Raw genomic sequence first — 15,643 nt, 5'->3', positions numbered from 1 at the left:
TGGTGTTACAGCGGGTCGCGCGATGGCGTGCCATCCACCAGCCGCTGGATACGCAACGGGTTGGCGTTTTTCAACGCGTCGGGCAGCAGGCTATCAGGGTAATTCTGCAAGCACACCGGGCGCAGGAAACGGTCGATGGCCAGGGTGCCGACCGAGGTGCCACGGGCATCGGATGTGGCCGGGTACGGCCCGCCGTGAACCATCGAATCACACACTTCCACGCCGGTCGGGTAGCCGTTGAGCAGGATGCGCCCGACTTTCTGCTCCAGCAGCGGCGTCAGTTCAGTGAAGTGCTGCAGGTCGGCCGGTTCAGCAATAAGCGTCGCGGTGAGCTGGCCGTGCAGACCGTGCAAGGCCGCGCTGAGCTGGGCCTGATCGGCGACCTCGACAAACACCGTGGCAGGGCCGAACACCTCTTCCTGCAACACCTCATCACCGTCGATCAGCAAGCGCACGTCGGCCTTGAACAGCTGCGGCTGCGCCTGACTGCCCACTTGAGCGCTGCCCGCCAGGTGTTGGATGCCAGGGTGCGCCAAGAGCTTTTCCAAGCCTTTGCCATAACTGCCCAGGGTGCCGGCATTGAGCATGGTTTGCGCCGGCTGTTCACCGATCAGTTGCGCCACCTGTTGGGTAAACGCGGTGAACTGTGGCGAGGCAATACCGATCACCAGGCCAGGGTTGGTGCAGAACTGGCCACAGCCTTGCACCACCGAGGCAGTGAGGTCGCGGGCGATGGTCGCGGCCCTGGCGTGCAAGGCCTGGGGCAGCACGATCACCGGGTTGATGCTCGACATTTCGGCAAACACCGGGATCGGCTGCGGGCGTGCCGCCGCCATATCACACAAGGCACGGCCGCCCTTGAGCGAGCCGGTAAAACCCACGGCCTGGATCGCCGGGTGCTTGACCAGCGCCTCACCGACGCCGCCACCGAAGATCATGTTGAACACCCCCGCCGGCATCTCGGTAGCCTCGGCCGCCCGAATGATTGCATCGGCCACCCGCTCAGCCGTCGCCATATGCCCACTGTGCGCCTTGAACACCACCGGGCAGCCGGCCGCCAGCGCGGCAGCGGTGTCGCCGCCGGCGGTGGAAAATGCCAGGGGAAAGTTGCTCGCACCAAACACCGCCACCGGGCCGAGGCCGATGCGGTATTGGCGCAGGTCCGGGCGCGGCAGGGGTTGGCGGTCGGGCAAGGCTCTGTCGATACGCGCGCCGTAAAAATCACCACGACGCAATACCGTAGCGAACAGGCGCATCTGGCCGCTGGTGCGCCCGCGCTCGCCTTTGATGCGCGCAGCAGGTAATGCCGTTTCGCGGCACACCAACTCGATAAAATCATCCCCCAGCGCATCCAGCTCATCAGCCACCGTCTCCAGGAACTGCGCCCGCCGCGATGCACTTAATGCCCGGTACGCGGGATAGGCGGCAGCGGCGGCCTTGGCGGCGGCATCCACCTCGGCGGGCGTGGCCTGATAGAAATCCTGAGGCAAGGCCTCGCCGGTGCTGGCGTCGACACTTTTCAGGGTGATGCTGCCCTGGGCACTGCGCTGGCCGCCGATGTAGTTGTGGCCGAGAAACGGATTCATGCTGATCTCCTTAAAGGCTGATGACAGTGCCAGGTGCGAACGCCGCCTCGGCGCTGCCGACCCGATTGACCAGCGGCGCGCCGAACTCGGCCTGGCTGATCTCGAACACATCCCCCGGCTGGGTACGTATACCGTCGGCGAATGACAAGGTGGCGGTGCCGAAGAAATGTATATGCACGTCACCCGGGGTCAGGAACTGGCTGTATTTGAAATGGTGGTACTCGAGGTTTTCCAGGCTGTGGCACATGTTCGCCTCGCCACTGAGAAATTCGCTTTCCCATATCACTTGACCGTCTCGGCGGATGCGGCTGGTGCCGGCCAGATGCTCGGGCAACTCACCCACACGCAACTCCGGACCATAGCTGCAACTGCGCAACTTGGAATGGGCCAGGTACAGGTAATTCTTGCGCTCCATGACGTGGTCGGAGAACTCGTTGCCCACCGCAAAACCCAGGCGGTAGGGTTTGCTGTCACGGCCGATCACGTACAACCCGCCGATTTCCGGCTCTTCACCGGCGTCTTCAGCAAAGGGTGGCACCGGGAATGCCTGGCCTGGGCGCACGACAATATTGCCATCGCCCTTATAGAACCATTCCGGTTGCACGCCGGCCTGGCCGGCCGGCGGTTTGCCGCCCTCCACGCCCCATTTGAAGATACGCATGGTGTCGGTCAAGGCACTGTCATCACCGGCCTGATGCATTTTATCGCGGGCCGAGGCGCTGCCCAGATGCGTGAGGCCAGTACCGCTGATCAGCATGTGCGCGGGGTCGGGATGGTCGAGCGGCGGCAGGACTTTGAGGTCTGCCAACAGCGCGGCGTAGTCGTAACTGTCGCCCAGCCCGAGGCTGTCGACCTGTTGCGCCAGGCCCACACCGGCATCGATGGCGGCCAGCGCCAACTCACGCACGCTGCGCGCGGTGTGCACTTCGCGCAGTGTGTTGCCTTGCACCACGCCGACACGACGCTCACCGTTACGCAATTCGAACTGAACTAAACGCATCAAACTTCTCCAGGATTAAGTACGTGTGGCGCCTCGGGCGCTGGCGGCAAACTGGTCGGCGGGCAGCACATGTTTGCGCTCCAGCACGCGGTACACCACAGCGGTCAACACCAGCCCGAACACCATGACGCCAGCCAAGAAATACAGGCCCGAAGCCAGGTTTCCGGTGTATTCCTTGAGCGCGCCGATCACGAACGGACCGATATAGCCGCCCAGGTTGCCCACCGAGTTAATCAACGCGATGCCCGCCGCCGCACTGGCGCCGGCAAAGAACCGCCCCGGCAAGGTCCAGAACACCGCCGTGCAGGAAAACAAGGCGAATGCCGCCAGGCACAGCGCCGCCATTTGCAGCACCGGCATACTCAGCCAGGCGCTGCAAAACAAGCCGATGGCGCCGAGCACATAGAGCACGGCAAGGTGGCCATAACGATCGTTCAAGCGGTCGGAACTGCGCGGGATGATCAGCAGCCCGATGATGCCGAAAATGTAGGGTACCGCCGAGATAAAGCCGGTCACCAAGTCAGTGCCGCCGAACTGTTTGATCAGGGTCGGCAACCACAGGCCCAAGCCATAGATGCTCAAGGTCACCGGCAGATAGAACAGCGCCAGCAACAACACGCGCTTGTCCTTGAGGGCATGCAGCGGGTTGCCGTGGCGGGTCTGGCCGTAGGCTTGCAGGTCCTTGGCCAACTCAGCGGTCAGCCAGGCTTTTTCGTCTTCGCTCATCCAGTTGACCTGCTTGGGGCCGTCCGGCAGAAAGCGCAACACCGGCCAGGTCAGCAGCAACGCCGGCGTGCCAATCACGATAAACAGCCATTGCCAGCCGTGCAGACCAAGGATGCCGTCCATGCCCAGCAGGCCGCCGGACACGGGCCCGGTGATCATCATGGCAATCGGCTGGGAGAGGATAAACAGCCCCAGGATCTTGCCGCGATGGCGCACCGGGAACCACTGGGTGATGTAGTACAGCACGCCCGGAAAGAACCCGGCTTCGGCCGCGCCAAGCAGAAAGCGCATCACATAGAAACTGTGCGGCCCCTGCACAAAGGCCATGCCGACGGTGATGGCGCCCCAGGTGAGCATGATCCGTGCAAACCAGCGCCGCGCGCCGAAGCGGTCGAGCATCAGGTTGCTGGGGATCTCAAACAGGAAGTAGCCAATAAAAAACAACCCCGCCCCCAGACCATAGGCGGCATCGCCGATGCCGACGTCGGCGCCCATGTGCAGTTTGGCAAACCCCACCGCCGAGCGGTCCACGTAGGCGATCAGGTACAGCAGGATCAGGAAGGGAATCAGTTTCAGCGTGATACGCCGAACAAGCCGCAATTCCTGGCTCATGGGGTCGATCTCCGATTGTTGTTTTTATAGAAGCCCGGGGGCTGCCTCTCGCGAAAATCCGCCAGGGTCAAACCTCAATTAAGCCGGACTATATAGTATGACTATTTACAAAACAACACTTCCAAAGCTGCGTTTTTGCGCTTATGTTTAAGCAAATATAGAACATATAGTCATACAATAAGAGAGTCGATCATGCCTGATAAAAAGCCCGCCCTACGCTCCGCCCAGTGGTTTGGCACCGCCGACAAGAACGGTTTCATGTACCGCAGCTGGATGAAGAACCAGGGCATTGCCGACCATCAGTTCCATGGCAAACCGATCATTGGCATTTGCAACACCTGGTCGGAACTGACCCCGTGCAACGCGCATTTCCGCCAGATCGCCGAGCACGTCAAACGCGGTGTGATCGAGGCCGGTGGTTTCCCGGTGGAATTCCCGGTGTTCTCCAATGGCGAATCCAACCTGCGCCCCACCGCCATGCTCACCCGCAACCTGGCGAGCATGGATGTAGAGGAAGCCATTCGCGGCAACCCCATCGACGGCGTGGTGCTGCTGACCGGCTGCGACAAAACCACCCCGGCGCTGCTGATGGGCGCGGCCAGTTGTGACGTGCCGGCCATCGTGGTCACCGGCGGGCCGATGCTCAACGGCAAGCACAAGGGCCAGGACATCGGCTCGGGTACGGTGGTGTGGCAACTGAGCGAGCAGGTCAAGGCCGGCACCATCACCCTTGACGATTTCCTTGCGGCCGAAGGCGGCATGTCGCGCTCGGCGGGTACCTGCAACACCATGGGCACCGCGTCGACCATGGCCTGCATGGCCGAAGCACTCGGCACTTCCCTGCCCCACAACGCGGCGATTCCGGCGGTGGACGCGCGGCGCTATGTGCTGGCGCATATGTCTGGCATGCGCGCGGTCGAGATGGTGCGTGAGGATTTGAAACTGTCGAAAATCCTTACCAAGGAGGCGTTTGAAAACGCGATCCGGGTGAATGCGGCCATCGGCGGTTCGACCAACGCGGTGATCCACCTCAAAGCCATCGCCGGGCGTATCGGTGTCGAGCTCGACCTCGACGATTGGACCCGCATGGGCCGTGGCGTGCCGACCATCGTCGACCTGCAGCCGTCAGGCCGTTTCCTGATGGAAGAGTTCTACTACGCCGGCGGCCTGCCGGCCGTGCTGCGTCGCCTGGGCGAAGCCAACCTGATCCCGCATCCGAATGCCTTGACGGTCAATGGCAAGTCGTTGGGCGAGAACACCCAGGACTCGCCGATCTACGGCCAGGATGAGGTGATCCGCACCCTCGATAACCCGATCCGCGCCGATGGCGGTATTTGCGTATTGCGCGGCAACCTGGCGCCGCTGGGCGCCGTGCTCAAGCCTTCCGCCGCCAGCCCCGAGTTGATGCAGCACCGTGGCCGCGCGGTGGTGTTCGAGAACTTCGACATGTACAAGGCACGCATCAATGACCCGGCGCTGGACGTGGATGCCAACTCGATTCTGGTCATGAAAAACTGTGGCCCCAAGGGTTACCCCGGCATGGCCGAAGTCGGCAACATGGGCCTGCCCGCCAAGCTGCTGGCCCAGGGCGTGACTGACATGGTGCGCATTTCCGATGCACGCATGAGCGGCACCGCCTACGGCACGGTGGTGCTGCACGTGGCACCGGAAGCTGCCGCCGGTGGGCCGCTGGCCACGGTGCAGGAAGGTGACTGGATCGAGCTCGACTGCGCCAACGGCCGGTTGCACCTGGATATCCCCGACGCCGAACTGGCGGCGCGCATGGCTGACCTTGCGCCAGCGCAAAACCTGATCGTCGGCGGCTACCGCCAGCTGTATATCGATCACGTGCTGCAGGCCGATCAAGGCTGCGACTTCGACTTCCTGGTGGGCTGCCGTGGCGCTGAAGTCCCCCGGCATTCCCACTAATTGGGATGCTATGATGCCGCGAACCTAAGCCAGAGCCTCCCCGTCGTTATGGATCACCAGCCGCCCAAGCCGCGCAAGAGCCAGCATGCCCAGATCGTTCAGGACTTGGGCATGCACATCGTTTCCGGTCGCTTCAAGCCCGAAGAACGCCTGCCCATGGAAGCCACGCTGTGCGAGGAATACCAGGTCAGCCGCTCGGTGTTGCGTGAAGCGACCCGCGTGCTCAGCGCCAAGGGCCTGGTGTACTCCAAACCACGGGTGGGCGCGGTGGTGCGTCCACGGGTGAAATGGCATTTGCTTGACCCGGACGTGCTGTCCTGGCTGATGCAGTCCACGCCCCACAGCGAATTCTTCAACACCCTGGCCGGCGTGCGGCGCATCCTCGAACCGGAAATCGCCGCCATGGCCGCGACCACGGCCACCGCCGAAGACATCGCCACCATCGAAACCGCCTACCGGGGCATGGAAACCGCCAAGACCCACGATGACCTGCTGCAGGCCGACCTGGACTTCCACCGAGCCATCGCCGACGCGACCCGCAACGACTTGCTCGCCTACATGTGCAACATGCTGTCGTTGCCGCTGCGCGAGTCGATCAACATCACCAACCGCCGTCCTGACATCCAGGGCCTGAGCCTGCCCCGCCACAAAGCGATCCTCACCGCCATCCAGAACCGTGACGCCCTCGGCGCCCGGCACGCCTCGCTGGTGCAACTGGATGACACGCGGGTGGCGCTGGACACGGTGATGAACGTGCTCACGCCGCTGTAAATTGATCGTCTACGCTCAGGGAGTCAGTTCGAGGAACCGGCCATGTGCGGACGACTTTCGCAGTACCGCGGTATTCATGACTTTGTAGCGGCGCTGAGCATGCCCAATGCGCTGGCCAATAGCGTGGGCGACCAGCCGCTTGAGCGCTACAACGTGGCGCCGACCACCCCCGTGGCGTTACTGCACCTGGACAATGATCTTTTGCACGCTGACCCGGTGCGTTGGGGCTGGCGCCCGCACTGGAGCAAAGAACGCCTGCTGGCGATCAACGCGCGTGTCGAGAAGGTCGCGCACGGCGCGTTCTTTCGCGCGATCTGGCCGCATCGCGCAATTGCGCCGGTGGACAACTGGTTTGAATGGGTGGATGAAGGCGGCGCGAAAAAACAGCCCTACCTGATTCGTCGCCGCGACGGCGCGCCGGTATTCTGTGCCGCCATAGGCCAACTGCCCGACGCCGATGAGGGCGCGCACGCGCACGATGGCTTCGTGATCATCACCGCCGACAGCGCCGGTGGCATGCTCGACATCCATGACCGCAGGCCCGTGGTGTTCACTCCGGAACTGGCCCGTGAGTGGCTGGACCCGGCCACCTCCCGAAGTCGCGCCGAGCAGATGGTGCTGTTGCAGGGCGACCCGGCAGACGTGTTCGAATGGTTCAAGGTCGACAGTGCCGTGGGCAACACACGCAACCATGGGCCAGCGTTGATCCAGCCGCGCTGAGCACTCATTGGGCGACTGCACACCCGTGCGGATTAATCGGCCTGCCCTCCACATAGGCCCGGTCCTTGCCATTTTGCTTGGCGCCATACAGGTTGCGGTCAGCGTCCTTAAGCACTGCCGACATCTGGTCCCCCGCCGAAAACCGCGCCATTCCCGCGCTGCACGTGTAATTGTGCGGCGCCGCCACACTGTGCCGGATAGCCTGCAACAAATCCCGTGCGAACTCGCAGGCGACAGCCGGGTCGTCGCCCAACAGCAGCACGCCGAATTCTTCGCCGCCGATCCTGCCGAAACTGTGGCTGCCTTTGGCGGTTTTCAGGCAGGTGGCCATGGCGCAAAGAATGCTGTCGCCCACATCGTGGCCATACCGGTCATTTTTGAGTTTGAAACTGTCGATATCCAACATCATGAAATAGCCGCTGTGGCCGCTGGCGATCAACGCGTCAAAGCCCTGCATGAAGGCGCGCCGGTTGAGAATGGAGGTCAGGTAATCCGTCTCTGCCAGCTCGCGAAACTCACTTTCTACCAGCAACACCGAGCGCAGGTTCTTCAAATAGGAAAAACTCAGGATAAAACCGATGGCCACCGACGCGACGCAAAAAATATACAGATAGACCTGGGCATCGCCGTAAATGTCCGCCTGGATGCACGGCCATAAAATCAACCAGACCAACGTGGCGCAGACCAGATAATCCTGCACACTGATAAACAGGATGGCGCTGCTGATCACCAGGATAACCGCCAGCGGCAAGCCAAACAGGCGCAACTCTCCATGCGCGCTGATGACATAGGCAAACCCCACGGACAGTAGCACGACATACACAACCCCGAGCGCACGCCACAGGTAAAAGTGGGGGGTCATATGGTGCAGTCGACACACCGCCATCAGGCACAGGCTGATCGCCACCAGATATATATCCAGCTGCATGTCCGGATGAATCAACAACACCCCGAGCCAGGCAATAATCCCGATTAACTCGGCCTGGGTGACCGCTGGCGACAGTAACCGGCGCATCCGTGGCCTTAACTTCAAATTAGCAGGCATCCCTTTCCCCTCTTTCAACCGCGTGCAGGCCAACCGCAAATGAAAACGCCATAAACCGTCTTACCAGGCAAACAAAAGCCGGCAGCACTTCCAGCTGTTTTTTCGCATGCACTTTGAAATAGCCCTTCTCGACACCCTCCCGGACCATTCTAATAATATGGGTTTTTGATACCGACAGCTGCTGGGCGAGCGCAAGATAAGATGACGATTTGAAGGTCATGCGCTCGTTTTCCGGTGAAAAGGCATCGTTATATATCGCCAGCATCAACAAATGGCCTGCATCTTTCTTCACCAGCCAAAAACAGTCGGGCAGCAACACATCAACGGTCATTTCGTCGGCCAGGATCTGAGCGAAGCCTTTGAAATAAAGGGCTAGAAAACTGCGGTCGTCCATCTCGCGCATTGTGCGAAAACGCTCCTTCTCAGGGCACATCAGCGCCAGTGAGTCGGTAATGGACGTCAGCATCAGCCGCACTTCCCGGCAGGCTTCATCCGAGGGCGCATACACCCTGAACCGGCTGTCCTCCGGGTGTGCGTCGACCACCATGAACCCCAGCGCCCGAAACAGCAGGAAGATCGACTCCAGGCTGTTTCTTGAGCAATACCCCCGCGCCACACAAAAGGCTTTCACCTCGCAAAGCAAGGCTGTCGGTTTGGAAAAGTACTCGCTGAACAGTGCAAATGAGACCATCAAACGGCTGTATTTCATTGCACTTTTGTAGAAAAACGGGCGTTTCGAGTAAGGGCCAAGAAGCACCTGATAATGTGCCCGAATACAAGATTCAAAGTCCTCATGACGTTCAAGTGCTTGTGCAGTATTACCGATATCCAACTTTAACGAACTGACACGCATGAAAGAACCCTGATCAACCAACTTCATCCCACTGATCTAGACTACAAAGTTCACGTAGTCAGGTCCCAAAACAAATCACGTCGTAAAACGGCCCCTGATGGCGCTTTGCCTTTGGGGTCAATGTACAGTGATTGCCGCGTGGCACAGCATCATTACCAAAGTTGTTCCAACTGCACTTCCTGGGCTATTTGCTAACGCGCAAGCGGTGAACTTGCTTGAAATAGCAGTGCAAAGATTGCGTGTGAAGCAGAGCCAATAAATGGCGCCAGAAATATGACCGCGAACCTTTCACCGCCCCCGGGCGTCCGAGCTAGGGTATTTATTGCCTATTGCTCGCCGTGAGGTCCTCGCTTGAAAGCCGCCATCATCAAAAAGTACCGCCTGATTATCAAAACCATGGGCTATGTGGGTTGGGCCTTGTTCTGGCTGTTGTTGTGGGATGTGGCCGTCACGGTCGATTTCATGTTGTTCCTGACCACCAAGATCAACTTGCCGCTGATGCCGCTGACCCTGCTGGGGTCGGCGCTGGTGGTGTTGATCAGCTTTCGTAACAGCAGCGCCTATAACCGCTGGTGGGAAGCACGCACGTTGTGGGGCGCGATGGTGAATAACTCGCGCAGTTTCGCCCGCCAGGTGCTGACACTGCTGGATGACCCCGAGGGCGAGGTAAACCCGGTCAAGGCCACCCTGTTGCGCCGCCATGTGGCCTATGTGAATTGCCTGGCGGCGCACCTCAAGGGCCGCCCGTGCCCGGATGAAGTACGTGCGTTTATCCCCGCCGAAGAGTTTGCGCGCAATGGCGCCACCAACAACTTTGCCAATGACATCCTCACCGGATCAGCGACGTTATTGGCCCGCGAATACAAGGCCGGGCACCTGGACAGTATTCGCCTGGCGCGACTGGAGTCGACCCTGGTAGACCTGTCCAACGCCCAGGGCGGCATGGAACGTATCGCCAATACGCCGCTGCCCTACCCTTACGTATATTTCCCTCGGCTGTTTATCTCGCTGTTTTGCCTGATCGTACCAGTGGGCCTGGTGGAGTCCCTGGGCTGGTTCACCCCGCTGGCGTCAACGGTAGTGGGGTTTATGCTGCTGGCGATCGAACGCATCGGCACCGACCTGCAAAGCCCGTTTCATTCCAGCGAACATCAGATCCAGATGGAAACCATCTGCGAAACCATCGAGAAGAACCTGCAGTCGATGCAGCGGGATGCGCTGGCTTAAGCCCAGGGTGCTTTTAATTCAAGAACCTATCATTTTTACCAGTGCCCCTGACGCGCGGTTTTGACTAGCCTGTAGCGCATCTATCCAAGGAGGCACACAGCATGCAGGTTCGCGAAGGTTATGCCGATTTCCGTGGCTACCGGACATGGTTCCGGGTCACTGGCGATTTGAGTTCCGGGCGCTTGCCCTTGATCGTCGCGCACGGCGGCCCCGGCTGCACCCATGACTACGTCGACAGTTTCAAGGACCTGGCCGACACAGGGCGCGCGGTGGTGCACTACGACCAGTTGGGCAATGGCCGCTCCACTCACCTGCGCGACGCATCTGCTGACTTCTGGAACGTGGCGTTGTTCCTGGCGGAACTGGACAACCTGATCGAGCATTTGGACATCAGCGACTACGCGCTGCTGGGCCAGTCCTGGGGCGGCATGCTTGGGGCTGAACACGCGGTACGCCAACCCGCCGGCTTAAAGGCATTGATCATCGCCAATTCGCCCGCCTCCATGGACCTGTGGTGCGCCGCCGCGAATGAGCTGCGCCAGGCATTGCCCACCGAAGTGCAGGCCACCCTGCTGCGCCATGAGGCGGCAGGCACCACTGACAGCGCCGAGTACCGCGCAGCCTCGGATGTGTATTACGCCCGCCACGTCTGCCGCCTCCAGCCGGAGCCCGCCGAAGTGCTGCGCACCAATGCCGCCATCGAAGACGACCCGACCGTTTATCACACCATGAACGGCCCCACTGAATTCCACGTGATCGGCAGCCTGCGCCACTGGAGCATCATCGAGCGACTGCCACGCATCCAGGTGCCGACGTTGTTGATCTCCGGGCGCTTTGATGAAGCCAAACCCGCCACGGTACAGCCGTTTGCCGATGGCATCCGCGACGTGCGCTGGCAGATTTTTGAGCAGTCGAGCCATATGCCGCATGTCGAAGAACGTGAGGCGTGCATGGCGTGTGTGGGGGCGTTTCTGGCGCACGTGGAGCAATAGCCAAATAGCCAAATTGAGCTTTGTGGCTGACGCTCTACACTAAAGCCAATGTGGAATGGGGCTGGTGTGGGAGCTGGCTTGCCTGCGATGACATCAACTGGGTGTACCTGATGTACCGAGGTGTCTGCATCGCAGGCAAGCCAGCTCCCACAGTTGGTTTTTGTCGCTGGGGACATCTGTGTTCGCATCGGCGCCCTGCGAACCGGGGTTTTGCTGTTGTACCCACATTTGTAAAAGACTATTACGCAGCACAATGTACTAACTGGTTACTTATATTGCTAAAATCGCGTCTTTGCCCTCTCACCTTCGAGTCCTGTCGACATGAAAAGAGCATCGCGCGCCGCTGGCGCCTCTAGATTTCTCCTGCTGGGCCTGGGCGTGGTTATCGCCCTGCTCGGCGTAGCGCTGGCTGTGGGCGGCGCCAAGCTGGTCAGCCTGGGCGGTTCCTGGTACTTCCTGGTCGGTGGCGTGGCCATGGCCGTTTCCGGCATGTTGATCGCGCGGCGCAAGCCGGCGGGCGCCTGGCTGTTCGCCGCGTTCCTGGTTGGCACCGCCGTGTGGGCGATTGCGGACGTGGGCCTGGTGTACTGGCCGCTGTTCTCGCGGCTGTTCATGTTTGCCGTGATCGGCCTGGTGGTGGCGCTGGTGTATCCGCTGCTGGCCGGCCGACCGGCGCGTGGCGCCTATGGCGTTGCCGCCGTGCTGGCCGTCGGCGTGGCGGTGGCGGCGAGCAATATGTTCGTTGCACACCCAAGCGTTGCGCCCACCGGCAAAGGCCCTGGCGTCACGCCAGTGGCCGCCGCCGATGCGCAGAAGGACTGGGCGCATTACGGCAACACCGAAGGCGGCAGCCGTTTTGCGGCGCTGGACCAGATCAACCGCGACACGGTCAATAAGCTCAAAGTGGCGTGGACCTACCACACCGGCGACGTGGCGATCAGCGACGGCAACGGTGCCGAAGACCAACTGACGCCCCTGCAGATCGGCAACAAGGTATTCATCTGCACCCCGCACAACAACCTGATCGCCCTGGATGCCGACACCGGCAAAGAGCTGTGGAAGAACGAAGTCAACGCCAAATCGGCGGTCTGGCAGCGTTGCCGTGGCATGGCGTATTTCGATGCCACTGCGCCGATTGCCCAGCCAACCCAGCCAAACAGCTCGCCGATCATTGCTGCCAGCGTACCGGCCGGCGCGCAATGCCAGCGCCGCTTGCTGACCAACACCATTGATGCACGCCTGATCGCAGTGGATGCCGACACCGGCAAGTTCTGCGAAGACTTCGGCACCCACGGCCAGGTGGACCTCAAGGCCGGCCTGGGCAATGTACCGGACAGCTACTACCAACTGTCCTCTGCGCCCTTGATCGCCGGCACCACCGTAGTGGTCGGCGGCCGCGTGGCAGATAACGTGCAAACCGATATGCCCGGCGGTGTGATCCGCGGCTTCGACGTGATCAGCGGCCAGATGCGCTGGGCCTTCGACCCGGGCAACCCCGAAGACAAGCAAGCCCCGGCAGCCGGCAGCACTTATGTACGCAGCACGCCGAACAGCTGGGCACCGATGTCTTATGACCCGCAGATGAACACGGTCTTCCTGCCGATGGGCAGCTCGTCCACCGACATCTACGGCGTTGAGCGGACCCAACTGAACCACAAATACGGCGCTTCGGTGCTGGCGCTGGACGCCTCTACCGGTGCAGAAAAGTGGGTGTACCAGACCGTCCACAATGACCTGTGGGACTTCGACCTGCCGATGCAGCCGAGCCTGATCGACTTCACCCCACCGGGCAGCGACAAGGCCGTGCCGGCGGTGGTGATCGGCACCAAGGCCGGGCAGATCTATGTGCTCGACCGCGCCACCGGCAAGCCGCTGACCGACGTGAAGGAAGTACCGGTCAAGGCCGCCAACATCCCCAACGAGCCTTACTCGCTGACCCAGCCTAAATCGGTGGGCATGCCGCAGATCGGCGCGCAGACGCTGACCGAATCGGACATGTGGGGCGCCACGCCGTTCGACCAATTGCTGTGCCGTATCGACTTCAAGGGCATGCGCTACGAAGGCCTGTACACCGCGCCGGGCACCGACAAATCGCTGAGCTTCCCGGGTTCTTTGGGCGGCATGAACTGGGGCAGTATTTCCACCGACCCGGTGCACGGCTTTATCTTCGTCAATGACATGCGCCTGGGCCTGTGGATCCAGATGGTGCCGTCGCAGAACAAGGCCCAGGCCGCGTCCGGTGGTGAAGCGCTGAACACCGGCATGGGCGCCGTGCCGCTCAAGGGCACGCCGTATGCGGTGAACAAAAACCGCTTCCTGTCCGTGGCTGGCATCCCGTGCCAGGCACCGCCGTTCGGCACCCTGACGGCCATCGACATGAAGACTCAGCAGATCGCCTGGCAAGTGCCGGTGGGCACTGTTGAAGACACCGGCCCGCTGGGCATCCGCATGCACCTGCCGATCAAGGTCGGCCTGCCGACGCTGGGCGGCACCTTGTCGACCCAGGGCGGGCTGATTTTTATCGCCGGCACCCAGGACTTCTACCTGCGCGCCTTCAACAGCGGCAACGGTGATGAAGTCTGGAAAGCCCGCCTGCCAGTGGGCAGCCAGGGCGGCCCGATGACCTATGTGTCGCCAAAAACCGGCAAGCAGTACATCGTCATCACCGCCGGCGGTGCTCGCCAGTCCACTGACCGTGGCGACTACGTAATCGCCTACGCCCTGCCGTAACGCCCCCTCTGTTCGCGCGGTGCTCTCCTGCACCGCGCGCGCCTTTCTATACATGCCGTTTGGAAGACCCCGCATGACCCTCACTTCTCCTATGCCCTTCGGCCGCCTGGCGCTGGGCCTGGCTTTGGCTGCCGCCCTGCCCGTTCAAGCCGACGACACTACCCTGACCGGCGACTGGGGCGGCCTGCGCCGTGAACTCGACGAGCAAGGCATCCGCTTCACCGGCGACTACAGCGGCGAGACCGCCTACAACGCCGACGGCGGCCAACACCGCTCGGCGCGCTACTCGCAAAACATCAAGCTCGGTGTGCAGTTCGACCTCGGCAAGCTCTACGGCTTCACCAACGGCGACCGCATTCAGCTGACCATCAACGACCGGCGCGGCAACAGCGCCTCCGAAGACCTGGTAGGCAACCGCCTGCCGATCCAGGAAAACTATGGCGGCCTCTACACCCGCCTCACCGAGCTGAGCTACGAGCGCACGCTGTTCACGCCCGCGCTGAACATCAAGCTCGGTTACATGGCGATGGGCAACGACCTCGGCGGCCTCGACAGCGGCATCCTGTGCAACTTCATGAACGCCGGTTTCTGCGGGCACCCGCTGAACATGTCCGGCGGCAGCGGCTGGACCAACTACCCGAATGCACGCCTGGGTGCGCGGGTGAAATACGATTTTTCGCCAAACTGGCAACTGCGTGTGGCGGCATTCAATGTCGACCCCGACAGCAACGGCAACTCCAGCCGCGCCTGGCGCCTGGACCCCAAACACACCACCGGCACCGTGGTGCCGATCGAGCTGGTGTACAAACACGCGGGCACGCTGCCGGGTGAGTACAAGCTGGGTTATTACTACGACAGCTCCGATGTGAAGCGCATCGGCAGCAACAAAGACGTGAACGGTCGCGGGGGTCACTACCTGCTGATCGACCAGGCCGTCTGGGCCTCCAGCACATCCGCAGGCCGTGTGCTGCACGCTTTCGGCCAATACTCGGCCGCCAGCGAAGCCGCCTCGCCGTTCAGCAAGTGGTATGGCGCGGGCGTGGTGCTGTACAAGCCGTTTGAAGGCCGCCCACGCGACACAATCGCCTTGGGTTATGGCCGTGCGGTGCCCAACCCACGCAGCCGTGACGTGCAGGAGTTGGCGGCGTTCAATGCGGGGACGGACTACCCCAACCTGAACAATGCCGAGCAATTGATCGAACTCAGTTATGGCTACCAGGCCACGCCGTGGCTGACGCTGCGCCCGGATGTGCAATACATCATCGAGCCTGGGGCGTTCTCCGGTGAGAGCATCGATAACGCGCTGGTACTGGGGTTGCAGGTCAAAGCCGTATTCTAAAAGCATGAAATGAGGATCGTTCCCACGCTCCGCGTGGGAATGCATCATGGGACGCTCCGCGTCCCGCCACCTGCGCCTGTGTGACGCGGAGCGTCACGGGATTCATTCCCACG

Annotated in this window: 12 protein-coding genes; 7 read left to right on the top strand and 5 right to left on the bottom strand. The window is 61.5% G+C overall.

The annotated features are described in order from the left end of the window. Positions 1 to 5: 5 nt before the first annotated feature. Genes HBO41_RS26500 through HBO41_RS26490 form a run of 3 tightly spaced genes read right to left on the bottom strand, consistent with a single transcriptional unit; the run spans position 6 to position 3,924 of the window. Positions 6 to 1,586 carry an aldehyde dehydrogenase (NADP(+)) gene (locus HBO41_RS26500; RefSeq protein ID WP_169988334.1) on the bottom strand — a complete coding sequence of 527 codons (1,581 nt, stop codon included), beginning with the start codon at positions 1,584 to 1,586 and terminating at the stop codon, positions 6 to 8. 10 nt (positions 1,587 to 1,596) lie between these two features. Next, entirely contained in the window at positions 1,597 to 2,586 is a 990-nt protein-coding gene (araD1, locus tag HBO41_RS26495; protein WP_099547905.1) for an AraD1 family protein, read from the bottom strand. A gap of 15 nt (positions 2,587 to 2,601) precedes the next feature. Continuing rightward, positions 2,602 to 3,924: an MFS transporter gene (locus tag HBO41_RS26490; protein ID WP_169988332.1), complete on the bottom strand. Its 1,323-nt coding sequence runs from the start codon at positions 3,922 to 3,924 to the stop codon at positions 2,602 to 2,604. A gap of 192 nt (positions 3,925 to 4,116) precedes the next feature. On the opposite strand from HBO41_RS26490, the gene HBO41_RS26485 reads away from it, so the two are divergent. From HBO41_RS26485 to HBO41_RS26475, 3 genes are read left to right on the top strand one after another with little or no spacing between them, the layout of a single operon-like run. Continuing rightward, positions 4,117 to 5,853: an IlvD/Edd family dehydratase gene (locus HBO41_RS26485; RefSeq protein ID WP_017136520.1), complete on the top strand. Its 1,737-nt coding sequence runs from the start codon at positions 4,117 to 4,119 to the stop codon at positions 5,851 to 5,853. A 48-nt stretch (positions 5,854 to 5,901) separates the two neighbouring features. Continuing rightward, entirely contained in the window at positions 5,902 to 6,624 is a 723-nt protein-coding gene (locus tag HBO41_RS26480) for a FadR/GntR family transcriptional regulator (RefSeq protein WP_017136521.1), read from the top strand. A 42-nt stretch (positions 6,625 to 6,666) separates the two neighbouring features. After that, a complete protein-coding gene (locus HBO41_RS26475) occupies positions 6,667 to 7,344 on the top strand; it encodes an SOS response-associated peptidase family protein (RefSeq protein ID WP_017136522.1) in 678 nt (225 codons plus the stop codon). Between the two features lie 4 nt (positions 7,345 to 7,348). Here HBO41_RS26475 and HBO41_RS26470 read toward each other — a convergent pair whose 3' ends face one another. Together HBO41_RS26470 and HBO41_RS26465 are read right to left on the bottom strand one after the other, a co-directional pair. Beyond that, a complete protein-coding gene (locus tag HBO41_RS26470; RefSeq protein ID WP_169988330.1) occupies positions 7,349 to 8,389 on the bottom strand; it encodes a GGDEF domain-containing protein in 1,041 nt (346 codons plus the stop codon). After that, positions 8,379 to 9,269 carry a hypothetical protein gene (locus HBO41_RS26465; RefSeq protein ID WP_017136524.1) on the bottom strand — a complete coding sequence of 297 codons (891 nt, stop codon included), beginning with the start codon at positions 9,267 to 9,269 and terminating at the stop codon, positions 8,379 to 8,381. Before HBO41_RS26465 ends, HBO41_RS26470 begins: the two co-directional genes overlap by 11 nt. A gap of 324 nt (positions 9,270 to 9,593) precedes the next feature. On the opposite strand from HBO41_RS26465, the gene HBO41_RS26460 reads away from it, so the two are divergent. The 4 genes from HBO41_RS26460 (at position 9,594) to HBO41_RS26445 (ending at position 15,530) form a co-directional block, all read left to right on the top strand. Further along, complete coding sequence (locus tag HBO41_RS26460) at positions 9,594 to 10,469, top strand: bestrophin family protein (RefSeq protein WP_017136525.1); 876 nt, start codon at positions 9,594 to 9,596, stop codon at positions 10,467 to 10,469. A 101-nt stretch (positions 10,470 to 10,570) separates the two neighbouring features. Then, positions 10,571 to 11,461: a proline iminopeptidase-family hydrolase gene (locus tag HBO41_RS26455; protein ID WP_169988327.1), complete on the top strand. Its 891-nt coding sequence runs from the start codon at positions 10,571 to 10,573 to the stop codon at positions 11,459 to 11,461. Positions 11,462 to 11,782: 321 nt separating this feature from the next. Continuing rightward, positions 11,783 to 14,191 carry a glucose/quinate/shikimate family membrane-bound PQQ-dependent dehydrogenase gene (locus HBO41_RS26450; RefSeq protein WP_169988325.1) on the top strand — a complete coding sequence of 803 codons (2,409 nt, stop codon included), beginning with the start codon at positions 11,783 to 11,785 and terminating at the stop codon, positions 14,189 to 14,191. 73 nt (positions 14,192 to 14,264) lie between these two features. After that, entirely contained in the window at positions 14,265 to 15,530 is a 1,266-nt protein-coding gene (locus tag HBO41_RS26445) for a carbohydrate porin (RefSeq protein WP_169988323.1), read from the top strand. Positions 15,531 to 15,643: the final 113 nt, after the last annotated feature.

It is taken from the genome of Pseudomonas sp. WS 5146 (assembly GCF_012985495.1).
Lineage (GTDB): Bacteria > Pseudomonadota > Gammaproteobacteria > Pseudomonadales > Pseudomonadaceae > Aquipseudomonas > Aquipseudomonas edaphica.
The sequence above is the reverse complement of the archived record's forward strand: the minus strand, read 5'-3'. Positions and strand labels throughout refer to the sequence as shown.